The 21021-nt window shown below is 55.3% G+C and carries 22 protein-coding genes and 1 tRNA gene; 10 read left to right on the forward strand and 13 right to left on the reverse strand.

Annotated elements, in window-relative coordinates; genetic code table 11:
- The first annotated feature begins 215 nt into the window (after positions 1 to 215).
- Entirely contained in the window at positions 216 to 713 is a 498-nt protein-coding gene (locus tag VJ369_RS16755; protein ID WP_324093144.1) for a YbaK/EbsC family protein, read from the forward strand.
- Here the strand turns inward: VJ369_RS16755 and VJ369_RS16760 are convergent.
- From VJ369_RS16760 to VJ369_RS16795, 8 genes are all read right to left on the reverse strand, one after another.
- Entirely contained in the window at positions 667 to 1842 is a 1176-nt protein-coding gene (locus VJ369_RS16760) for an acyltransferase (protein ID WP_324093145.1), read from the reverse strand. The genes VJ369_RS16755 and VJ369_RS16760 overlap by 47 nt on opposite strands.
- Positions 1843 to 1988: 146 nt before the next feature.
- Positions 1989 to 2363: a 50S ribosomal protein L7/L12 gene (gene rplL, locus VJ369_RS16765; protein WP_096256913.1), complete on the reverse strand. Its 375-nt coding sequence runs from the start codon at positions 2361 to 2363 to the stop codon at positions 1989 to 1991.
- Positions 2364 to 2434: 71 nt separating this feature from the next.
- On the reverse strand, positions 2435 to 2959 hold the full coding sequence (rplJ, locus tag VJ369_RS16770) for a 50S ribosomal protein L10 (RefSeq protein ID WP_324093146.1): 525 nt from the start codon (positions 2957 to 2959) through the stop codon (positions 2435 to 2437).
- Between the two features lie 726 nt (positions 2960 to 3685).
- Entirely contained in the window at positions 3686 to 4387 is a 702-nt protein-coding gene (rplA, locus tag VJ369_RS16775; RefSeq protein ID WP_096256915.1) for a 50S ribosomal protein L1, read from the reverse strand.
- A 136-nt stretch (positions 4388 to 4523) separates the two neighbouring features.
- On the reverse strand, positions 4524 to 4955 hold the full coding sequence (rplK, locus tag VJ369_RS16780) for a 50S ribosomal protein L11 (RefSeq protein ID WP_096256916.1): 432 nt from the start codon (positions 4953 to 4955) through the stop codon (positions 4524 to 4526).
- 128 nt (positions 4956 to 5083) lie between these two features.
- On the reverse strand, positions 5084 to 5941 hold the full coding sequence (gene nusG / locus VJ369_RS16785; RefSeq protein ID WP_324093147.1) for a transcription termination/antitermination protein NusG: 858 nt from the start codon (positions 5939 to 5941) through the stop codon (positions 5084 to 5086).
- Positions 5942 to 6013: 72 nt separating this feature from the next.
- Positions 6014 to 6268, reverse strand: a complete 255-nt coding sequence (secE, locus tag VJ369_RS16790; protein ID WP_324093148.1) for a preprotein translocase subunit SecE — start codon at positions 6266 to 6268, stop codon at positions 6014 to 6016.
- 116 nt (positions 6269 to 6384) lie between these two features.
- A tRNA-Trp gene (locus tag VJ369_RS16795) sits at positions 6385 to 6457 on the reverse strand.
- Between the two features lie 262 nt (positions 6458 to 6719).
- On the opposite strand from VJ369_RS16795, the gene VJ369_RS16800 reads away from it, so the two are divergent.
- Positions 6720 to 7919 carry a pyridoxal phosphate-dependent aminotransferase gene (locus tag VJ369_RS16800; protein WP_324093149.1) on the forward strand — a complete coding sequence of 400 codons (1200 nt, stop codon included), beginning with the start codon at positions 6720 to 6722 and terminating at the stop codon, positions 7917 to 7919.
- A gap of 65 nt (positions 7920 to 7984) precedes the next feature.
- On the opposite strand, the gene VJ369_RS16805 is transcribed toward VJ369_RS16800, so the two are convergent.
- Together VJ369_RS16805 and VJ369_RS16810 are read right to left on the reverse strand one after the other, a co-directional pair.
- Positions 7985 to 8662: a response regulator transcription factor gene (locus VJ369_RS16805; RefSeq protein ID WP_324093150.1), complete on the reverse strand. Its 678-nt coding sequence runs from the start codon at positions 8660 to 8662 to the stop codon at positions 7985 to 7987.
- Positions 8655 to 9926 carry a PspC domain-containing protein gene (locus VJ369_RS16810; RefSeq protein ID WP_324093151.1) on the reverse strand — a complete coding sequence of 424 codons (1272 nt, stop codon included), beginning with the start codon at positions 9924 to 9926 and terminating at the stop codon, positions 8655 to 8657. Before VJ369_RS16810 ends, VJ369_RS16805 begins: the two co-directional genes overlap by 8 nt.
- A gap of 125 nt (positions 9927 to 10051) precedes the next feature.
- Here VJ369_RS16810 and VJ369_RS16815 point away from each other — a divergent pair, with 125 nt between their 5' ends.
- From VJ369_RS16815 to VJ369_RS16830, 4 genes are all read left to right on the forward strand, one after another.
- On the forward strand, positions 10052 to 11398 hold the full coding sequence (locus tag VJ369_RS16815) for a PspC domain-containing protein (RefSeq protein ID WP_324093152.1): 1347 nt from the start codon (positions 10052 to 10054) through the stop codon (positions 11396 to 11398).
- A gap of 12 nt (positions 11399 to 11410) precedes the next feature.
- Positions 11411 to 11653 (forward strand): hypothetical protein, encoded by a 243-nt coding sequence (locus VJ369_RS16820; protein ID WP_324093153.1) that lies wholly within the window; start codon positions 11411 to 11413, stop codon positions 11651 to 11653.
- A 14-nt stretch (positions 11654 to 11667) separates the two neighbouring features.
- Entirely contained in the window at positions 11668 to 11910 is a 243-nt protein-coding gene (locus tag VJ369_RS16825; protein ID WP_105675556.1) for a PspC domain-containing protein, read from the forward strand.
- Between the two features lie 221 nt (positions 11911 to 12131).
- A complete protein-coding gene (locus VJ369_RS16830) occupies positions 12132 to 13160 on the forward strand; it encodes an ATP-dependent 6-phosphofructokinase (RefSeq protein ID WP_324093154.1) in 1029 nt (342 codons plus the stop codon).
- Positions 13161 to 13225: 65 nt separating this feature from the next.
- Here VJ369_RS16830 and VJ369_RS16835 read toward each other — a convergent pair whose 3' ends face one another.
- The 3 genes from VJ369_RS16835 to VJ369_RS16845 form a co-directional block, all read right to left on the reverse strand.
- Entirely contained in the window at positions 13226 to 14311 is a 1086-nt protein-coding gene (locus tag VJ369_RS16835) for a folate-binding protein (RefSeq protein WP_324093155.1), read from the reverse strand.
- A gap of 2 nt (positions 14312 to 14313) precedes the next feature.
- Positions 14314 to 14928 carry an FABP family protein gene (locus VJ369_RS16840; RefSeq protein WP_324093156.1) on the reverse strand — a complete coding sequence of 205 codons (615 nt, stop codon included), beginning with the start codon at positions 14926 to 14928 and terminating at the stop codon, positions 14314 to 14316.
- Positions 14929 to 15184: 256 nt separating this feature from the next.
- A complete protein-coding gene (locus VJ369_RS16845; RefSeq protein ID WP_324093157.1) occupies positions 15185 to 15919 on the reverse strand; it encodes a hypothetical protein in 735 nt (244 codons plus the stop codon).
- 128 nt (positions 15920 to 16047) lie between these two features.
- On the opposite strand from VJ369_RS16845, the gene VJ369_RS16850 reads away from it, so the two are divergent.
- From VJ369_RS16850 to VJ369_RS16865, 4 genes are all read left to right on the forward strand, one after another.
- Positions 16048 to 16704 carry a response regulator transcription factor gene (locus tag VJ369_RS16850; protein WP_324093158.1) on the forward strand — a complete coding sequence of 219 codons (657 nt, stop codon included), beginning with the start codon at positions 16048 to 16050 and terminating at the stop codon, positions 16702 to 16704.
- A gap of 50 nt (positions 16705 to 16754) precedes the next feature.
- Positions 16755 to 17714: a mycothiol synthase gene (mshD, locus tag VJ369_RS16855; RefSeq protein WP_324093159.1), complete on the forward strand. Its 960-nt coding sequence runs from the start codon at positions 16755 to 16757 to the stop codon at positions 17712 to 17714.
- Between the two features lie 85 nt (positions 17715 to 17799).
- Positions 17800 to 20016 (forward strand): RNA degradosome polyphosphate kinase, encoded by a 2217-nt coding sequence (locus VJ369_RS16860; RefSeq protein WP_324093160.1) that lies wholly within the window; start codon positions 17800 to 17802, stop codon positions 20014 to 20016.
- Entirely contained in the window at positions 20016 to 21017 is a 1002-nt protein-coding gene (locus VJ369_RS16865) for an NUDIX hydrolase (protein WP_324093161.1), read from the forward strand. Before VJ369_RS16860 ends, VJ369_RS16865 begins: the two co-directional genes overlap by 1 nt.
- The last annotated feature ends 4 nt before the right edge of the window (positions 21018 to 21021 follow it).

Genomic DNA, 21021 nt, shown 5'->3' on the forward strand with positions numbered 1-21021 from the left:
AAGCCATAAGACATAAAGGTCGACTTATGAATGCCTGACTATGTGTCCTAGATCTCCAAAAGATCACGATTATGAGCTAGCCTCGGGGGAAGGCTAAACCCAAGTGGCAGGAGCATCCGTGGAATATGGACTCTTATTTCCCGCTTGACCCTGCCCGGGTAGTAAGCCTTGAGCCGGTACAAAAAATAGCAGTCAAAAGCTAGGAGTGAAGAAGCATGAATCAGTCAAAGGTTAACGAAGCACTCACCCGAGTCAGCCTCGACGCTTCACGTCGGGATATACCTATTGAAATTGTTCCGCGCGAGCCAGCCACCTCGCTAGAGCACGCAGCAGAACTGCTCGATGTGATTCCAGCGCATTTGCTGAAGACACTGGTCATTAAGCGATCCGATGACACTTACCTATTTGCTTTGGTACCAGGTGGACGGAAATTGAGCTGGCCGAAACTACGCGAAGCAGTAGGTGTTAACAAGCTGTCTCTGCCAGACGCAGATATTGCCTACGACGTCACCCGCTACGTACGTGGAACGATTACTCCGTTCGGTTCTCATTCGGTGCTTCCGGTATATATCGATGCCAGCGTTTTCACCGAACCCATCCCCGAGGCTGTCGCTCTAGGATGCGGTGAACCCGAACATGGGCTTCTGGTCGCTCCCCAGGACCTGGCTAACGGATTTGATGCCACGATTGCCGATATTTCGATTTCCGAGTAGCTGAGCCGAAACCTGAAAGCGGGATTCTTTTAGCCCAGGTATTCAATGCGGTCAGGGACTTGATGGATTCATTGCGTAGCCATAGCCCCACTGGTTTCTCAATAAAGCGAGCCACCAGGTAGGCCACGAGAAGCATGATGGCGAAGGTCAAAGCAAGCAATACGTATTTGTTCATGCTGTCGCTCAGGCTATGGATGATCCACCATCCCCAGATTTGGTGGAAGAGGTACAGCGGGTAGGTCAGCGAGCCTGCTACGACCAGCCACCGTGCCTGAATATTTTTCAATGGGGTCAACGTACATACTGCCAACAAGGCCACGCAGAACACTGCCAGCAGCGAGAAGTGCCAGGCGGGAACGGTCAATCCCGAGAGGTAGTCGTTATCGAAGCTGCCCTTCAATCCGGTGAAGTAGGCGGAGACCATGGTGTTGAACGCGACCATCGCCCAACGCCCAACAGTGTGCCCATTCTGATAAATCAAAAACAGCACCATACCGGCGGCGAACTGTGCCGCGTATTGACCTGCAATCCACTCTTGAGCTTTGTCCATGCCGGTGACGTGCAGGGCGATTCCGAGAGCCGGCCAGATAAACGACAGCCACATAATGTTTTTGATTTTAACTAGTCCGGCAACCAACAGCAGTGCAAGCAACACGTAGAAGCGGAACTCCACCCACAGGGTCCAGTACACGCCGTCGAGATCGCGCACTCCCATGCCCTGTTGGACCATGGTGAGGTTTGGGACGATATCCTCGCGGCTTCGTCCGTCTTGCGCGTCAGGCCAAATTTTGAAGGTGAGAACTGCCGCTGCAATCACCGCAAGCCAGTAAGCCGGATATAACCGGCCCAAGCGTGAGCCAATGAAGTGGATCAGGTTCTTGCCCTGGACGGACATCAAGATTACGAAGCCAGAGAGCAGGAAGAAGAGCTGCACACCAATCAAGCCGTAGCGGCTGAACTGCGAAAGAACCGGCCAAGCTTCTGGAGCTTTAAGTCCCCAGTGGCTGTGTCCCCACGCGGTGTAGTGGTAGAGAACCACAATTAAGGCAGCGCTGATTCGCAGGCCGTCTAGTAAACCTAGCCGTGCGCCTGTCTTCTTCGTTTCCTGAGTTTGAGTTGTTGACACCATTTCACTGTAAACAATGAACTTGAATAAACCCTGTTAATAGAAACGTTATAAAACATTAGACACATTATTTGACTTTAACGACCAAAGGGCCCACGGACCCGAAGTCCATGAACCCTTTGGCAATAAGTTGCGAGTGACCGCGATACTTACTTTACGGTTACAGTTGCGCCGGCAGCTTCGAGAGCTTCCTTTGCCTTTTCTGCAGCTTCCTTGGTTGCGCCCTCAAGGACGGCCTTTGGAGCCGAATCAACGACCTCCTTGGCTTCCTTCAGGCCGAGGGAAGTCAATGCACGAACTTCCTTGATAACTGCGATCTTCTTGTCGCCAGCCGACTCAAGAACGACATCGAATTCGGTCTGCTCTTCTTCAGCTGCGGCTGCGCCGCCTGCTGGGCCTGCAACGGCAACTGCAGCTGCAGTTACGTCGAAGGTCTCTTCGAATTCCTTCACGAACTCCGAGAGCTCGATGATGGTCATTTCCTTGAATGCTGAAAGCAGCTCTTCAGTGCTGAGCTTCGCCATGGTCGGCGTCCTTTCGGTTTTGGCCCTGAGGCCTATGAATTGGGGTTACGATGCGAAAGAGTCGCGAAAGCTTAGGCTTCTGCCGGAGCTTCCTCGGCAGCTGCGCCACCGTTCTCTTCTTCTAGCTTCAGACGCAATGCGTCCACGATGCGCACAGCAGCGGAGGCCGGAGCCTGCAGTACTGCAGCAACGCGAGCGAGCTGAGTTTCGCGGGATTCCAGGGCTGCCAGAGCGGCGATGCCGGCCTGATCAAGGGCCTTGCCCTCGAAGAAGCCAGTCTTGACGACAAGCTTCTCATTAGCCTTTGCGAACTCCGTGAGGCTCTTTGCGGCAGCAACTGCGTCACCCTTAATGAAGGCGATTGCAGTCGGACCGGAAAGCTGACCATCGAATGCATCGATGCCAACTTCCTTCGCTGCGATAGCGGTCAAGGTGTTCTTCACAACTGCGTACTTGGTATCCTGACCAAGTGCGCGGCGAAGTTCCTTGAGCTGTGCAACGGTAAGCCCACGGTATTCGGTCAAGACAGCCGCAGTTGATTCCTTGAAGTCTGCAGCGATTGCTTCAATCGCTACAGTCTTGGTAGGCGTTGCCATAACACTCCTTCCGGGGATTTGTTCGGTACCGTTTCATAACCGGCGAGGCCAATAAAAAAGGCCCCGCGCAGGAGCACAGGGCATTTCAACTAATTCAAGTTAAAACAAATCTATGAAACCTGCGTTGGCCGCTCTTGCGAGCTCTTCGGGACTTATGCATGCATATGTCCGGCCGACGGTCTTCGGTATCTCTAGTCTAAACGGGGATTGTGGCATCTTCCAAATCGGTAGACGCCTTGGCCCCATGATTCGACTCACTTAATGGTCGTTAAAAGACAAGGCCTGAAGCCAGCACTTGGGGGACGCTGACAACAGGCTACTTGTCGATACAAAAGTTTTGGGGAAACTTTCATATCCAGGTCCTACATGGTCTTGGGGGGCCCATGTAGAAGCTGCCGAACAAGTCGGTGCTTTAACCTTATCACCACTTATTAAAGTAAAGGAACACATCTCAGGTAGATCACGGACAAAACTCAGGCAATTCGCATCTATACCTGCTTCTGCCAAGTCTCTGCTGCTTTGCCTCTAGTCATGGCGGGATCCCCCGGCTGCCAAAAAACTGTGGTGCGGCAAAACACAGCACCATGGGACGGTACTCACCTGGGCTTTACAGCACCAAAGCTACGCTGAGCTGCCGCGGTTTTACTCAGGTTCATGGAATAGCAAAAACCGCGGGGTAGATCAGATTTCTCTGATCTACCCCGCGGTTCTAATACTCGTTAAGGCTTAGGCCTCCACGCGAGTTACGTTCGAGTCAACAGGGATGCCTGGACCGAAGGTAGTCGAGATGGTTGCCTTCGAGATGTAGCGGCCCTTGGAAGAAGAAGGCTTCAAACGAAGTACTTCTTCCAGTGCTGCTGCGTAGTTCTCGTTCAGCTGCTTGGCTTCGAAGGAAGCCTTGCCGATGATGAAGTGAAGGTTGGCGTGCTTGTCGACGCGGAAGTCGATCTTGCCACCCTTGATGTCGGTAACAGCCTTGGCCACATCCATGGTCACGGTGCCGGTCTTAGGGTTTGGCATCAGGTTACGAGGACCCAAGATCTTACCCAAGCGGCCAACCTTACCCATGAGGTCTGGGGTTGCTACGGCCGAGTCGAAGTCGGTCCAGCCGCCCTGGATCTTTTCGATCAGGTCGTCCGAGCCTACGAAGTCAGCGCCGGCTGCGCGGGCTGCTTCTGCCTTGTCGCCGTTGGCGAAGACAACCACGCGGGCGGTCTTACCGGTGCCGTGTGGAAGGTTCACGGTACCGCGAACCATCTGGTCTGCCTTGCGTGGGTCAACACTCAAGCGGAATGCAACCTCAACGGTCGAGTTGGTCTTCTCGCCTGCGATGTCCTTTGCCAAGGCAATTGCCTCGGTTGGCTCGTAGAACTTGTCAGCCACGATCTTAGCCGCGGCGGCTACGTATGCTTTGCTGCGCTTTGCCATCTGCGTTATCTCCTTATGCAGTCGTGGTCATATGGACCGCGCCCGGTCCTGCCACGGGCAAGCGGGGGGTTCCCTGCTCGCCTTGATAATAAATTCTTTGGTGTAGTCACCGAGGTGAACTACGAAAAGCTAAAAATTAGCCTTCGACAGTGATGCCCATGGAGCGGGCGGTACCGGCGATGATCAACGAGGCGGCAGCCAAGTCGTTAGCGTTGAGGTCAGCCATCTTGGTGTTGGCGATCTCTTCAACCTGTGCCTGGGTCAGCTTTGCAACCTTGTCGGTGTGCGGGGTAGCCGAACCCTTAGCAACGCCAGCAGCCTTCTTGATCAGCTCTGCAGCTGGAGGAGTCTTGGTGATGAAGGTGAATGAACGGTCTTCGTACACGGTGATTTCAACTGGTACAACGTTACCGCGCTGCGACTCAGTCGCTGCGTTGTAAGCCTTGCAGAATTCCATGATGTTGACACCGTGCTGGCCAAGTGCTGGACCAATTGGAGGAGCCGGGTTAGCAGCGCCTGCATTGATCTGCAGCTTGATGAGTCCAGTGACCTTTTTCTTTGGGGCCATGTCGGGTCCTTATGCTCTTGCAGTTCCCATAACACAGGAGCGTGTCACGGGTTGTGGCTGTCGTGGCGCGACAGCCGAACGTACCCTCACCCCGTAAAGCAAACGGAATGGGGCACGAAGACTTAATACTACTGGATCTTGGTGACCTGATTGAAGTTCAAGGTCACTGGGGTCTCGCGCTCGAAGATCGAAACGAGGACAACCAGCTGAGCAGATTCCAGCTTGATTTCGGAAATCGTCGCCGGCATGGTCTCGAATGGACCGTCGTTGACGGTAACCGCTTCCCCGACCTCAAAATCGACGGTGACTTCGGTGATTGGCGAACGACCTGGCTTGGAAGCCGATGGCTGTTCGATCGGATCAACCACGGTGTGCTCCAGCATGGAGAACACTTCGTCAAGGTTCAAAGGGTTCGGATCGTGAGCGTTTCCAACGAAGCCGGTGACGCCTGGAGTGTGTCGAACTACACCCCACGAAGCGTCGGTAAGTTCCATACGAACCAGGACGTAGCCCGGAATACGTACACGACGAACGATTTTTCGCTGAGTATTCTTGATCTCAACGACTTCTTCCATCGGAACCTGGATCTCATAGATGAAATCATCCATGTCCTGGGTCTGAATACGGGTCTCGAGGTTCAGCTTGACGCGGTTTTCGTAACCTGCGTAAGTGTGAATAACGAACCAGTCGCCTGGCTGACGGCGCAGCTTCGAACGGAATTCTTCCTTGAGCTTTGCGACTACGTCTTCTTCAGACTCTGCTTCTTCTTCATCGCCTTCTACTTCGTCTTCTGCAGACTCGGTTTCAGCTTCAACAGATTCGTCTTCAACAACTTCGGTCTGAACTTCTTCTTCAGCAACAACGGCTGGAGCTTCGGTCTCGTCTGTTGCAACGTCAGCGGAGGTTTCTACCTGCTCGCTTTCAGTTTCAACGAACTCGTTTTCGACCTCGTCATTAATCTGCGGTTCGAGTTCCTTGTCGGACACTGCAGCTCCTGCTTTCTTTGACTGAATGACATCTAACTACTTGCCGGCGATTATACCGCCGTGGCAAATAATTTACTGTTCTGGCTGATTAGTAAACAGGAGGATCGAGCCTTGGCCCAATACGAGGTCAAGGACCGTAACGATCAGCATGACGATGCAAACGAAACCGATTACGACGAGCGTGTAATTGATTAGCTCGCTCCGCGTTGGGGTCACGACTTTTTTTAGTTCCGCGATTACCTGGCGCAGGAAAAGGAAGATGCGTCCGAAGAAGCCCTTCTTTGCCTTGTCACCGTTTCCGGGATTAACGGCAGCTGATTCGCTCAACTTGATCCTCGTTTCAAATTTTTTGGCCAGTTGAAACAATCACGGTGTGTCGCAGCCGGATCGACCACAACACACCGTGATTTGAGATTCGCTGTGCGATTATTATCGCAACTGCGCAGGGCAGACAGGACTCGAACCTGCAACCTGCGGTTTTGGAGACCGCTGCGCTACCAATTGCGCCACTACCCTTTGAGCTACTGCTCTTCACTACACACATCTTAGCCGATAGGTGTTTGACCATGTCGTTGTCGATGTCTGAGCAACGAGAAATAACTTTACGCAACGAAATAGCAAATGTCGAACTGACTGCCCACTGTGTGTCGCACACCGCATTCGGCACCACTGATCATAAACAGTTCGTGTCATTTACCGACTTCGCCGGGCATAGCTAATTGCAGGCTACTAGGATTGAAGAAAACAGCAGCTCACGTACCGTCAGGATGCATTTTCTATGTCTAGAATTTCTCGCCGCATCGGCGCCATCTCCGAGTCCGCCACCCTCGCAGTTGATGCCAAGGCGAAAGCACTCAAAGCCGCCGGGCGTCCAGTGATTGGATTCGGCGCCGGTGAGCCGGACTTCCCCACCCCGGACTACATTGTCCAGGCAGCAGTCGAGGCAGCCAAGGATCCAAAGAATCATCGGTACTCCCCCGCTGCAGGTCTGCCAGAGCTTCGCGAAGCCATTGCTGAGAAGACCTTGCGTCATTCCGGGTACGAGCTCAGTGGATCTCAGGTACTGGTGACTAACGGCGGCAAACAAGCGGTCTACAACACCTTCGCAGCCCTGCTTGATCCAGGCGATGAAGTCATCATCCCGGCACCGTACTGGACCACCTACCCGGAGTCCGTCCAGCTTGCCGGTGGCGTGCCAGTATCGATCTTTGCCGGACCCGAGCAAGGCTACAAGGTCACCATTGAGCAATTAGAGTCGGTGCTCACCGAACGCACAAAGATTTTGCTGTTCGTCTCACCGTCTAACCCGACCGGCGCGGTGTACACCGCGCAGCAGATCACCGAAATTGGCCGCTGGGCTGCCTCTAAGGGTCTGTGGGTAGTCACCGATGAAATCTATGAACACCTCACCTATGGGGACGCTACCTTCAACTCGATCGCCACGCTGGTCCCTGAACTCGAAGATCGCGTGGTCATCCTCAACGGTGTCGCGAAAACCTACGCCATGACCGGTTGGCGCGTGGGCTGGATGGCCGGACCACTTGATGTCATTAAGGCGGCCACTAACCTGCAGTCCCATGCGACCTCCAACGTGGCCAACGTATCCCAACGTGCGGCTTTGGCCGCCGTTGCCGGTCCGCTGGATGCGGTTCAAGAGATGAAGGTGGCCTTCAACCGTCGCCGTTTGGCTATTGTCCAGGGGCTTAACGCTATCGAGGGACTGCACTGCCCAATGCCAGATGGTGCTTTTTACGCCTACTCGGATGTGCGTGGACTCTTAGGCCGCAAAATCCGTGGAGTTGTGAACAACACGAGCGCCGAACTCGCCGCGTTCATTCTTGAGCAGGCCGAAGTCGCAGTCGTTCCCGGCGAAGCCTTTGGCCCGTCCGGATACATTCGCATGTCCTACGCGCTAGGCGATGCGGACCTCGCAGAGGGTGTCTCACGCATGGCTAAATTGCTGGGCGACACCGAATAAACCTTCACCTAAAACACGTGTGGCTCGATCCTTGAGGATCGAGCCACCCGTGTTTTAACGCCCCTTTAGAGGATTTTTCGGTCTACTGCCCAACGGGTAAGCTCATGGCGATTTGAAAGCTGTAGTTTGCGCAGGACATTAGAGACATGCGATTCAACAGTTTTCACTGAGATAAATAGTTCCTTGGCTACTTCCTTGTAGCTGTAGCCGCGCGCAATCAGGCGCATCACCTGCAGCTCACGGTCCGAAAGCAAATCAAGTTCTTCATCGATGCCCGTCACCGCGGCCACGCTGGAACTTCCGAAGGCGTCCAGCACAAACCCTGCAAGCCGCGGTGAGAAGACCGCATCCCCACCGGCCACCCGGCGGACCGCGTCAGAGATCTCGGTCCCGGAAATGCTCTTGGTGACATATCCGCGCGCTCCTGCACGAATTACGGTGACAACGTCCTGTGCGGAGTCTGAAACGCTGAGTGCCAAAAACTTGGTATTGCCCAAAAGATGCGCGCAGCCGGCAAGTACTTCGGCACCTCCGCCACCACGTCCACCTGGCAAATGCACGTCGAGCAGCACCACATTAGGGCGTTCTCGATCAATGACCTCGATGGCGCTCTCTACGCTGTCTGCCTCGCCAACGATCACTAGATCTTCGCTGAGATCCGCGCGTAGGCCGGAACGGAAAATTCCGTGGTCATCAACTAGGACAACGCGGATGTTCTGGTCTTTGCTCAGTTCGCTACTCATTGTTTTGTTCTTCCTGCTCGCTGCTTCGCGGCATGCTCAAGGCTACTTCGGTGCCGGTTTTTCTACTGCGAATGATGGCTTTGCCACCGGCACGATCCATACGGCCAATAATCGATTCGCGCACCCCATGCCGGTCCTCATCAATTGCTTTGACATCAAAGCCGCTGCCTCGGTCCCTGATAAAGATTTCTACCAGTTCCTTTTTGCATTCCAGATATACGGAAATCGTTCCTTCTGCATGTTTAGCCGCGTTCATCATTGCCTCGCGGCTTGCTGCGACTAAAGCTTGCTGTCCGTCGAATCCCTTGGCGTGACCCACAGCAACCACGTCAACATCACGGAACATCAGTTTTTCGATATTATCTGCTTCGGACTTCAACTCCACGACTACGTCTTCTTCATCGAGATCTTCGGTCTCATAGAGCCATGCTCGCAGTTCACGTTCTTGCACTCTGGCTAGGGTACGCACAGCCGCCGGATCATCGCTGCGCTTTTGGATTACAGCCAGCGTTTGCAGGACTGAATCATGCAGATGCGCGGCAAAGTCAGCGCGTTGCGCGGCGGCTTGGCGAGAACTCCGCTCGGCGAGGTAGTCACGCCACAAGCGGGCACCCCACGGAAGCAGCACCACCACCGCGCCGGCAATAATTGCTAACGCCGCCCACATGCCGCCGATAAGGTCCGAGGTGCTTACGGTACCGCTCAAAATTGCCAGTAGCCCACCGATGGCAAGAATCAGGCCAAGAATCAACCGCCCGAGCACCATTGCCCTGGATTTACTGTCCCCCGATAAACGCTGCCCATCGATCTGCAGCCAAGCCAAAAGCACACCAGCCACAATGCCCATGGCCGGCCAAATCAGGTCCCAGCGGATATTCAGTCCCAGCCATTGGGCTAAGGCCAATACGGCAATAAGTAACAAGCCCGTACCAATGAGCGTCTCCCGCCAGGAGGCGAGCTTCGCTGTCATTTCCTGAGGGCTTGGGATCCCTTGCTGAACTCGTCCCATTTCCTCGGCGAGCGTTCGCCTGCTTGTCCCCCACGAACGCAGTTGGCCGGCTTTGGATTCTTCGGCACTCGGGGTAAAAACCCACAACCAGGCATAGAGCAGCACCCCTACCCCGCCTAACGCGGTCAGGGCGACAAATCCGAAACGAACATAGCTCACCGGGAATCCAAGGTGCGTTGCTAGCCCGTCGCATACCCCCGCGATGAGCCCTGAATCGCTGCGAACAATCGAAGTGCGCTGCTCAGAACTTTCCATAGTGATAAGTCAAGCATGATCCAGGAAGGAAAACCGGACTTGGAGTACAAGTGGGGGTCCACTCAGGGGAAGAATCAGGGTAGGCCCTCATAGCGTCAATACGCTTGGCGCGAGAAGATTGAAATATGAACAACGAACACCCTTCACGCAGCAATATCTTTGAGCGACTGCGCGGCGCCGGCATTAATCGCCAAGACTCGCAGTGGCTCGGCGGTGTCGCAGCCGGTATCGCCACTCGACTCAACGTTGATGTGGTGTTGGTGCGTGGCGTTTTTGTTGCACTGAGTTTGTTGGCTGGTTTCGGGCTCATTATTTACGCGATTGCTTGGGCCCTGCTGGCTGATACCAGCGGAAAAATCCATTTGGAACAGGCTATCGTCAACAAAGAATGGGCTGCCGCATTAACCGGTGCTTCTATTTTTCTTGGTGTTGGCATCTTCGTAGCCCCGTGGCTTTTGAGTACTGTGGCACCAGTTCTCTGGCCGGTACTGGTGATTGCCGGTATTGCATTTGTGATCTTTAGCCGCAGAAACAGTAAGTTCGCGGGGTCTGAAGCTCCGCATTCGGAGGATCACAAACCCAAAGCTCCAGCGCCGGCGACCACGTCGGCGGCCCATCCGGGCACTGGGTCGACCATCGAAGTTCCGTGGCGAGATTCCGGGGAGCAATCTTTTAGCATCGGCGCTACCGTGCCGACCGCCAGAGTCGCGGCGACCGCTTCCTTCGCCAACACACATCAGCAGCAACCGAAGTCTGAGGAGAAGCCAGTGGAACCCGACACCTACGGCGCCGGCCAAGAGCCGCGCTATACGCCGCCACGTCAGGATCCAGCCTTCGGCAAGTCGGCAAAGAAGCTACGTAACGCTCCTCCGATCCCTGGCTGGGTCTCCACGGTGATCCTGGGCGTAACGGTGCTTGCCGTCGCGCTGATTCTCAGCCTCGATTACCTCAAGGTGGTGGATCTGCCAGGAAACGGCTGGTCCGTAGCCTTAGCATCCGGTTTGTTCCTTGTGGGCCTGTCTATGGTCTTTGCGGCACTTTCAAATCGCACCAGTGGAGGGCTCTTAGGTTTAGCCATCCCCTTGCTCGTACTCACGGTCGTCTTTTCCGGGTCAGACTTCCGTCCCGGCAATAATGGAATTTATCAGTCAGCCGATAAAGACAGCGAGTACAGTGCGGTCTTCAGCAGTTCCACGGTAGATTTACGCGGCCTGAACAACATCACCGCCCCAAAAACCGTTGAAATTGATTCGGTTTTTTCCAAGCTTGATATTGCCTTACCAGCGAACGTTCCGGTCCAAATCGAAACCAACGGGCTTTTCCTATCCGATGACGGTGCTCAGTTACCCCAGGACAACAGGAATTTCCCTGAGGGTGCTCCGGTACTCACGGTCAAGATTGATGGGGTCTTCTCCAGCTTTGACACCAGCATTTCAACACCGGACCTCACCGGAACCACGACAGATTTCTAAGGAGCAGACACCATGAACACCTCGACACAGAGCGAATCAAAGTTCCCTGCCGGCACGCTGGTTTTCGGTCTGATCCTGATCGTCGTTGCGCTTGCCTCGCTGAGTCAGACGGTCTTTGACTGGCAGTTCGACACTCCCTTGTTCTTCATCAGCCTCGTAGCACTGGCCGGTGTAGCAATGATTTTTTCGGGAATTGCGTCGGCACGCAAAGCTAAGATCAAGAACAACGACAACTTTTCCAGCAACAACAAATAACTTCAGGAGAAATCATGGATACCTTCTTTAACCAGATCCGTTCAATGCCACTACGCCGTGGTCCAGCCCGTATGGTCGCCGGAATCGCTGGCGGCATTTCCGAAAAATTCGGTTGGGACGTCACCTTGGTCCGCATCGGCATGTTGCTTTCCTTCCTCCTGCCGGTCATTGGTATCGGCGCCTACATTGTGGCGTGGCTGCTCATCCCAGCCCAGGACGACACGATTGTATTGCAGAAGATGCTCCGCAAGTTTTAATCATCGTTTCCCCTCAGAGCGGGTTGCTTTCCACTAGTAATGGAGGCAACTCGCTCTTGTGGTTTTAAACACGTAGAATCGAACACAACTCGATGCTCAATGGCGCGCGGAATCGAAAGACGTCCGAAGGGTTTTCCGCGGATATCCGGCGCCTAATGCACATAACTTTTCTTAGGTTCACCGTATATCCGAGGTCTTCCCTGCTTACTAAGTGAGGGTTAATGCGCATTGGAATCATGACCTCGGGTGGCGACTGCCCCGGTCTTAATGCAGTGATTCGTGGAGCCGTACTCAACGGCATCAAAAGTTACGACTATGAATTTGTTGGCTTCCGCGATGGCTGGCGCGGAGTCAAAGACGCAGACTACTTCGAGCTGCCACGCACCGCCGTACGCGGTATCGCCAAACAGGGCGGAACCATTTTGGGCACCTCGCGCACCAACGCTTTTGAAGGTGAAAATGGCGGGGCTGAAAATATCGCGGCGATGCTCAGAGAACACCAGATCGATGCGTTGATAGCCATCGGCGGCGAAGGAACCCTAGCCGGCGCACAGCGCCTCTGCGAGGCCGGTTTGCCGGTGGTGGGTGTGCCCAAAACTATTGACAATGATCTTGACGCCACCGACTACACCTTCGGTTTTGACACCGCCAACCAGATTGCAGTTGAAGCAATCGACAGGTTGCGCACCACCGGCGATTCACATCACCGCTGCATGATCGCCGAAGTGATGGGCCGGCACGTGGGTTGGATTGCCCTGCATGCGGGTATGGCCTCCGGCGCTCACGCGATCCTGATCCCGGAGGTTTCCACCACCATGGAGGAAATCTACCAGTGGGTCCGCGAAGCACATGAGCGTGGACGCGCCCCACTAGTTGTTGTCTCCGAGGGCTTTGTTCCCGAAGGTTTTGATGAAGCGTTCTCCGTGCGCGGGGTCGATAGTTTCGGCCGGGCACGGCTGGGAGGCATCGGTGAAATGCTCGCCCCACTTATCGAAGAGCAGACCGGATTGGAAACTCGCGCGACGGTACTAGGACATATCCAGCGCGGTGGCGTCCCCACCGCCTTCGACCGGGTGTTAGCCACACGTCTGGGTATGGCAGCTGTAGATTCGGTGGCGGACAGCGCATGGGGCACCATGGTGGCTATTCATGGCACCAAAGTAAACCGGGTGCCGCTGCGAGCAGCCTTGAATAATCTCAAACGTGTACCGGCCGACCGCTATGAAGAAGCACGAGTACTCTTTGGCTAAAACAGATTAACGAAATGGTCGTGCCCTTGTCTAAGGACACGACCATTTTTTGATGCGTGGTGCTTTTACTTGCCCGGTGGGGTGCGCAAGAACCCGGTGAACCGGCCAGCGGTTTGTCCGGCGTCCGGGGCCACAATAACTTCCTGGGAGGCAGGGTAAGCACTTTCGCCATCGACCACGGTCAGTACGGCTTCGGGATCAACGTTGCGCTTGATGACACCCAAGGCAATCGGACCGGCTTCGAAGTGCAGGCTCGTCGAGGTCAGCTTGCCCACGGTGCGTTCGCCTAGCTTAATCTCCGAGCCCTCGGCTGGCAGAGTATGCATCGATCCGTCTAGGTGCAAGAAGACCAGTCGTCGTGGCGGATGTCCAATATTGTGCACCCGGGCAACGGTTTCTTGACCCTTGTAGCAACCCTTGTCCAGGTGAACCGCGGTACGTAACCAATCCAGCTCGTGCGGAATGGTTTTGTCATCATTTTCAAAGCCGAAGCGTGGTTCCCACGCTGCGATACGAAGAGATTCCACGGCCATGGTTCCGGCGAGCTGTTCGTCGCCAACGGCCTGGGCTAGTCGGTCAAGCTCCACAATATGCAAAAACCAAGGACGTTCCAGACCGGGGTGGTCCTCACGCGAGTAAGCCCAGCCGCCGGCGCTGATCTGTGGCCAAGGGTTACGCCAAACCAAGTCATTGCATGTGGGAATCTCACGCACTGCACCGAGTACACCGTGGGTGCCGGAGAGATTCGTAATCTCTACACGCAACATGAACCGCATTGAATTAAGGAATTCACGCAGTGGCTCGGCACGGCCAAGCTCGGTAATGAGCAGTACTCGATCGGTGTCAATGAGCACCTTCATCTCATGCTCAATACGGCCCTGCACCGAGAGCAGCAGCGCTTGGCTGGATTCTCCGGGTTTCAGATTGGTGATCGATTGGCTGCTCAGCGTGTTCAACCAGCTTTGGCGGTCTTCACCGCGCAGCTCCAACACATCGAGGTGACTGAGATCAGCAATAGACTTGCCCGCAAAAAGGTCACGGGCTTCGCGGGTCGGAGCACCGTAGTGGGATGCCACCCCGGCGTCTGCACCGGTTCCGGCAATCGCTGACTGCCGGTCCAGGAGTACCGACCGGTAGGAATTTTCGCTCATCTTTAGGATTCCATCGCTTCTGCAGTGACGCGCTTGAGGGCGGCCGAGGCATGTGCCTTGAGCTCGTTGTTTCCTAAGGAAACATCCCACCGCCAGAACAGATCTCCGTTAACGAGTCCATACATTCGGGTGGACGAGGCATACTGTTTAGCATTTTTGCTGCGCAGCAGCGCTTCGGTAGCCAGCTGTATACGCGGGCCGTCAATGAGCCCGTAATAAAGTTCGGAGATTCCGCCAGGCTGCACAATATGCGCTTGGATCTTAAATCCCTCTTTGGTGTGCAATTTCTGCACATCATCTGCCGAGCGTAGCGCCGGGAAGATATCTCCGGGTGTCATCCCTGGTCCGGAATCGGCATCTTGCTGTTGGCGTTCTAACGCCCAAAAGCCGCTTTCAACGGACAGGATGCGCAGCTTGGTGCCATCGGCATCGGTTAGCCACGCTTCGCTGCGGTATTCCAAATATGGTGCGCCGACGTCACGGAAGGTGACATGCTGCCAGAAGTGCGGATCCGACTCTTCCCCTTCACCGAGGCGCCCGGTCCCTGCCCAGCTGCCAATAAGCCAAGCGAAAGGGACGAGTTCCGGCGTGAGATCCGTGGGAATATCAAAAGCCATTAAACTAGCTGCTCCTTAAAGCCTTGTTAAATGAAAATAGCGCACACATTATTGTGTGCGCTATTTCTACTTCTGCCCCTTGAAAAGACGCTTTACAACAAGTCCAGCGAATCCGGCCATGCCCAGACCTGCAACGGTCAGCAAGGCGAGGAAGAAAATTTCGAGTGCAAGGTAATTTTCATTCATGCCTACATCTTAGCCCGAGCGCCTTGCCATTTCCGACACTCGTGACGAAGCAGGCATCACATTTCTTCAATTAGTTCAACAAGGCCATCGCATACCAGCTCAGTGCCCCTGCCAGCAGCAGGATGCCGCAGGCTAGCGCGAGCACCCCTGAGATAGTGCGCACACTGCGTGAGGACAAAGCCAACGCGCGCAAGCTACCGACCAGCAGACCTGAAAGAATTCCGATGCACAGCGCCGGAGCCCAGTGCGGGCCAAAGGTCAACGCGCTAGCCAGCGCGCCGAGGGCGCCGCCAATAAGCGGTGCAAGGATAAAGGTGATGCGGTCAGGCCAGCGAGTAATCGCGATAGCTCCGGCACCGAGCAGCGCCAACAACGTGGTCAAGGTGGTCCCAAATGCCGTGTCCGTAAGCCCAATCGCCGCCCACCCGGCGCCCTGGGTCACAATAGCCAACCCGGTCACTCCGGACACCACACCTGCAAGTCGTCCCTCGGAGGAAGCACCACGCAATACTTGCGTAATGAAAATCAGCAGCACCCCGGCGGCAATGACCTCCACGCTATGTGAAGTTTGCGTGGCTCCGGGCATAAAAAGGGTCGCCGCGGTGGATGCTACTGCACAGAGTGACAAGATCACGCTCAGGGTCCACGGGGTCTCCGAACGTGTCATCCGAGGCCAAGCGTAGGCAAAAATTAGTTGCACCACTACGGCGACAATTGCCATTGCGAAGTTCACCGAGCTCCATGCGGCAGCTCCAAGCAACAGGGCGGCCGCCAGCAGCCCACTGATCAGTACCTTGATTCGCAAACCAAATTTCCCATCGGTAATAGTCGGGGCACTTGCATGTCCACATGCAAGCTTTGAATGGTTCTTTCCTTATACTGTGACACGTAAAAACTAAATTTTTGTAACTATTTGGCAGGAGGAAGTCCGTCATGGCGCACCTGCTGCTCCTGAGCAACAACGCAGACACCGGCGCGCAGGTACTTCCAGCGCTAGAACTACTGCTTCACGAAGTTCGTTGCCTACCTGCAAACTCCGAGGCTCTCAGCCAGCTAGGTGAGAGCGAAGCGGTCATTCTTGATGCTCGCACCGATCTGGTCGCGGCTCGAACCCTGGCGCAAACCATACACTCTACCGCCAACCTGCCACTGCTTTTGGTCATTGGCGAGGGTGGCCTTGGAGTGTTGAACTCTGGATGGAACATTTCAGATTTCATCATGCCCACCGCGGCTCCCGGAGAATTAGAAACGCGCATCAGGCTGATCCTTTCGGCACATCCCGAAACCGAGGCACCGAAAAACACTTCCGGGCTAACTATCGATGAACTCAGTTACACCGCTCGGATAGATCGCCGCATGCTGGATCTGACGTACAAAGAATTTGAGCTGCTCAAATATCTCTGGCAATTTCCTGGCCGAGTATTCACCCGTGAACAGCTACTGCACGAGGTGTGGGGCTACGACTACTACGGAGGCACTCGAACCGTGGACGTTCATGTGCGTCGTTTACGCGCAAAGCTCGGTACCGATCACGAACAATTGATTGGCACTGTGCGAAATGTCGGCTACCGCTTCCACAGCGAAGTTTAAGTTTGTTCCGCTACTAGTCCGCGCGCGGATCATCGGGCTAAGGTGAAGGTATGAGCGAACTGCCACAGACAACTTTGACCATCCAAAAAACGCAAGGTGAACTGGAAGAACGCGATCTTTCCGATGTTCGCAAACTTGCCACAACGGCGCAGGAATCCGATGGGAATCCCCCGCTCAGCGACCAGACTCTGGTGGCCCTAGCTACTGAAGATTCCGCCGATTCGGTGCTCAGCCTGCGCGCCGAACTCCAGCTGGAACCAGGAGTAACTGCCTTGGTTGGCGTGCTTGCCGCGGTACGTGACAGCGCGTCAAATAGCTGGGTGGTAGAACTGGTGGTGCACCCCGAACACCGCGAGCAAGGAATCGGGTCGGCGTTACTTGAACGTCTGGGCGAAGACCTTGAACTAAGAAGCATCCAGGCGTGGGCTCATGGTGGACATCCGGCGGCCAAAAAGTTAGCGGCCGGCATCGGCCTTGCCACCGTGCGCGAGCTGTACAAGTTGCGCCGTGATGATTCCGAAGCTTTGGAAGTTCCCGAACTCAAACAACGCAGCACGGTGCGTACCTTCCGTGTAGGCGAGGACGAGCCTGCTTGGCTGGCAGCAAATAGTGCCTCCTTTGCGCACCACCCGGAACAGGGTTCGCTGACCTTGACGGACCTGGATGCACGTATGGCCGAAGACTGGTTTGACCCAACGGGCTTCTTCCTGGCCTTTGATGCTGAAGAACAGCTGATCGCTTATCACTGGACCAAGATCCATCCCGCAACAGCCGACGAGGTCCGCCCGATGGGCGAGGTATATGTCGTCGGTGTGATTCCCGAGGCGCAAGGCCTGGGTCTGGGCCGAATTTTGACGGCGATGGGTGTGAACTACCTCTTGGAGCTCGGTGTGGGCTCGGTGCTGCTCTATGTAGATGCAGATAATGAACCTGCGGTAAATCTGTACCGTTCACTGGGCTTCACACTTTGGGACACCGACATCATGTACGGTCCGCAGCCGATAGAATAATAATGCACCAGCGATAAACCAGTTTTTGAACGGTGCGTTGAGGTGCAACGAGGTTTCCACTTGCAGAAAGAAGCGAGTTAAGTAGATGACTACCACCCCGAAACAGCCGGCATCACAGCTTCGTGATGTACCAGCAGCCAAGATGAACGAAGACCGCATTGAGCCGGCGGTCAAATCGCCCGTGCGGCATCCCGAGGGTGATTTTAACAATGAACGCTTCTTGGATCGCGAGCTATCTTGGCTGCACTTCAACGCGCGGGTCCTAGAACTCGCCGAAGATGCCAGCCTGCCACTGCTTGAACGAGTCAATTTTCTTTCAATCTTCGGTTCAAATCTGGACGAATTTTTCATGGTGCGTGTGGCCGGACTCAAACGCCGCATTGCCACGGGTATGGCAGTTCCCGCAGCCAACAGCATGAACCCGGTAGACCAGCTTGAACTGCTGCTCAATTCTGCTCATGAGCTGCAAACCCGCCATGCGATGGTTTTTGCCGACCAGGTGCGTCCGGCCTTAGCCGAAGAAGGCATTCGCATTACTCGTTGGGACGAGCTAGGCGACACCGAACGCGAAACTCTCTCCGCATGGTTCATCTCACAGGTGTTCCCGGTACTCACCCCACTCGCCGTGGATCCTGCCCACCCATTCCCTTACATCTCCGGCTTATCGTTGAATCTTGCGGTGGTGGTGCGCAATCCGCTGACCGGCAAGGAGCTGTTTGCCCGTCTCAAGGTGCCGGACACCATTGCCCGGCTCGTGGGTATCGATGGTGTCAAAGCCGCCCACTCCTCCCAGCGCACCGCACGTTTCATCCCGCTTGAAGCACTCATCGCGGTGCACCTGGACCTGTTGTTCCCAGGTATGGAAATCGTGGAGCATCACTTCTTCCGGGTGACACGTAACGAGGACCTGGAAGTTGAAGAAGATGACGCGGAAAATCTTCTACAGGCTTTGGAGAAGGAACTGCTGCGCCGCCGCTTTGGCCCACCGGTTCGTTTAGAAGTTGTCGATGACGTTAATCCACAGATCCTCGAACTTCTGGTCCGCGAACTGAATATCGAAGACGACGAGGTCTTTAGGCTGCCCGCGCCACTGGACTTGCGCGGGCTCGGTGTGATCGCCTCCTTGGACCGGACCGAACTGCACTACACCAAGCATGTCGGGCATACTTCCCGGTTCCTCAACGAGTCGGAAACCGCGAAGGCCGCCAACGTTTTTGGGGCGGTCCGCAGGCGCGACATCCTGTTGCATCACCCCTACGATTCCTTCTCCACCTCGGTACAAGCCTTCTTGGAACAAGCAGCCTCTGACCCTAAGGTCATGGCAATCAAGCAGACCCTGTACCGCACCAGCGGGGACTCCCCCATTGTTGACGCACTGATTGACGCGGCCGAGGCCGGCAAGCAGGTCCTTGCCCTGGTAGAAATTAAGGCCCGCTTTGATGAGCAGGCAAATATCAGTTGGGCCCGCAAACTTGAGCAAGCCGGCGTGCACGTGGTCTACGGGATTGTGGGCCTGAAAACCCATTCCAAGCTCTCCTTGGTGGTTCGCAAAGAAGGCGACAAGCTGCGTCGCTACTGCCATATCGGCACCGGTAACTACCACCCACGCACGGCCCGCTACTACGAGGATTTCGGCTTACTCACCTGTGACGAGGCCGTTGGTGAAGATGTCTCAAGGCTCTTCAATCAGCTCTCCGGTTACGCTCCGCGCTCCACCTATCACCGGTTGCTGGTGGCCCCACGAACCGTACGCACCGGGCTGCTGGAACTGATTGAAAAGGAAATCAGCAATGCCGGCGAGGGCAAAGAGGCCTCGGTCTACATCAAGGTCAACTCGATGGTTGATGAAGCCATCATTGACGCGTTGTACCGAGCCAGCCAGGCCGGGGTTAAAGTCAATGTGATCGTGCGCGGTATTTGTGCGCTGCGCCCAGGTCTTCCAGGCTTAAGCGAGAATATCGAGGTTCGTTCGATCCTGGGCAGATTCTTGGAACACAGCCGAGTATTCATCTTTGCTAATTCCGGTGACCCGCTGGTCTATATCGGCAGCGCCGACATGATGCATCGAAATCTGGACCGTCGGGTGGAAGCCTTAGTTTCCCTCCGCGATCAGGAAGATATCGACACTATGACGGGATTGATGAAGCGTTATATGGATGACTCCACCATGAGTTGGCATTTGGGTGCCGACGGGGCTTGGACCAGACATCATCGAGATGCCGATGGAAACCCGCTGACAGATATCCAATTTTGGCTCATGGAAGAACATGCCCGGCGTCGAATGAGCGGGCTGCACAACTAGTGACCAGTACTCCAGACTCCCGCTTGGTGCTTTGCTCACTGCAACGATCCAGCGATGCCGAAGAGATCCGGCTCGGCGAATTTGATGTGATTGCGGCCGGGGCGATCCCTTGGCGTATTGAACATGGACAGCTGCAGGTGATGCTCATCCACCGTCCGCGCTATGACGATTGGTCTTGGCCCAAGGGCAAGCTTGACGCGGGAGAATCAATTCCCGAATGCGCGATTCGGGAGGTCCGTGAGGAAGTCGGGCTGAACATCACCCTGGGGCTGCCGCTGGCGGCCACCGCTTACACGGTCAAGAGCAAAACGAAGGTTGTCTACTACTGGGCGGCACAAGTTGATGCTGGGGTCATTGAGCAACCCGACGGGACCGAGTGTGATCAGTCGCGCTGGGTTCAGGCAGAGCAGGCTCGCGGGCAGTTAACAAACCCCTCGGATATCGCTCCGCTCGATGACCTGATCAAGGCCCATGCGCACCAGCGTTTAGGGAGCATGCCCTTTATCATCGTGCGTCATGCCAAAGCGAAGCCGCGCGGCAAATGGACTCGTGCCGAAGGTGAACGTCCGTTAGCCGCCACCGGCAGACGCCAGGCCCTCGCACTGGCCCGGATGCTCGAAGCTTGGCGTCCTTCACATGTCGCTTCGTCCCCATGGATTCGTTGTGTCCAGACGGTGACTCCCTATGTGTCCGTGCACGGGATCAAACTGAAAAACATCAATGCGATCACCGAGCACGCGGCCAATCGAAAACCAGCCAAGGCCACCCGCGCCCTTGAAAAGCTTGTGGCCAAGGCACGCTCGCAGGTGGTGTGCATGCATCGTCCGGTGCTTCCCTTGGCCATGGCAGTCTTGCGTTCTAAGCTTTCGGCGAAGGCTGCCGCGATCCTACCGAGCAGGGATCCATTCTTAGAACCGGGCGGAGTTATCGTTGCCCATCAGGTGCCCGGATCCAAACATCAGTTCGTCTCGGTGGAAATCCACGCGCCTTATCACGACTAGCCAC

Origin of the sequence: Glutamicibacter sp. (assembly GCF_035257265.1) — a bacterium.
GTDB lineage: Bacteria > Actinomycetota > Actinomycetes > Actinomycetales > Micrococcaceae > Glutamicibacter.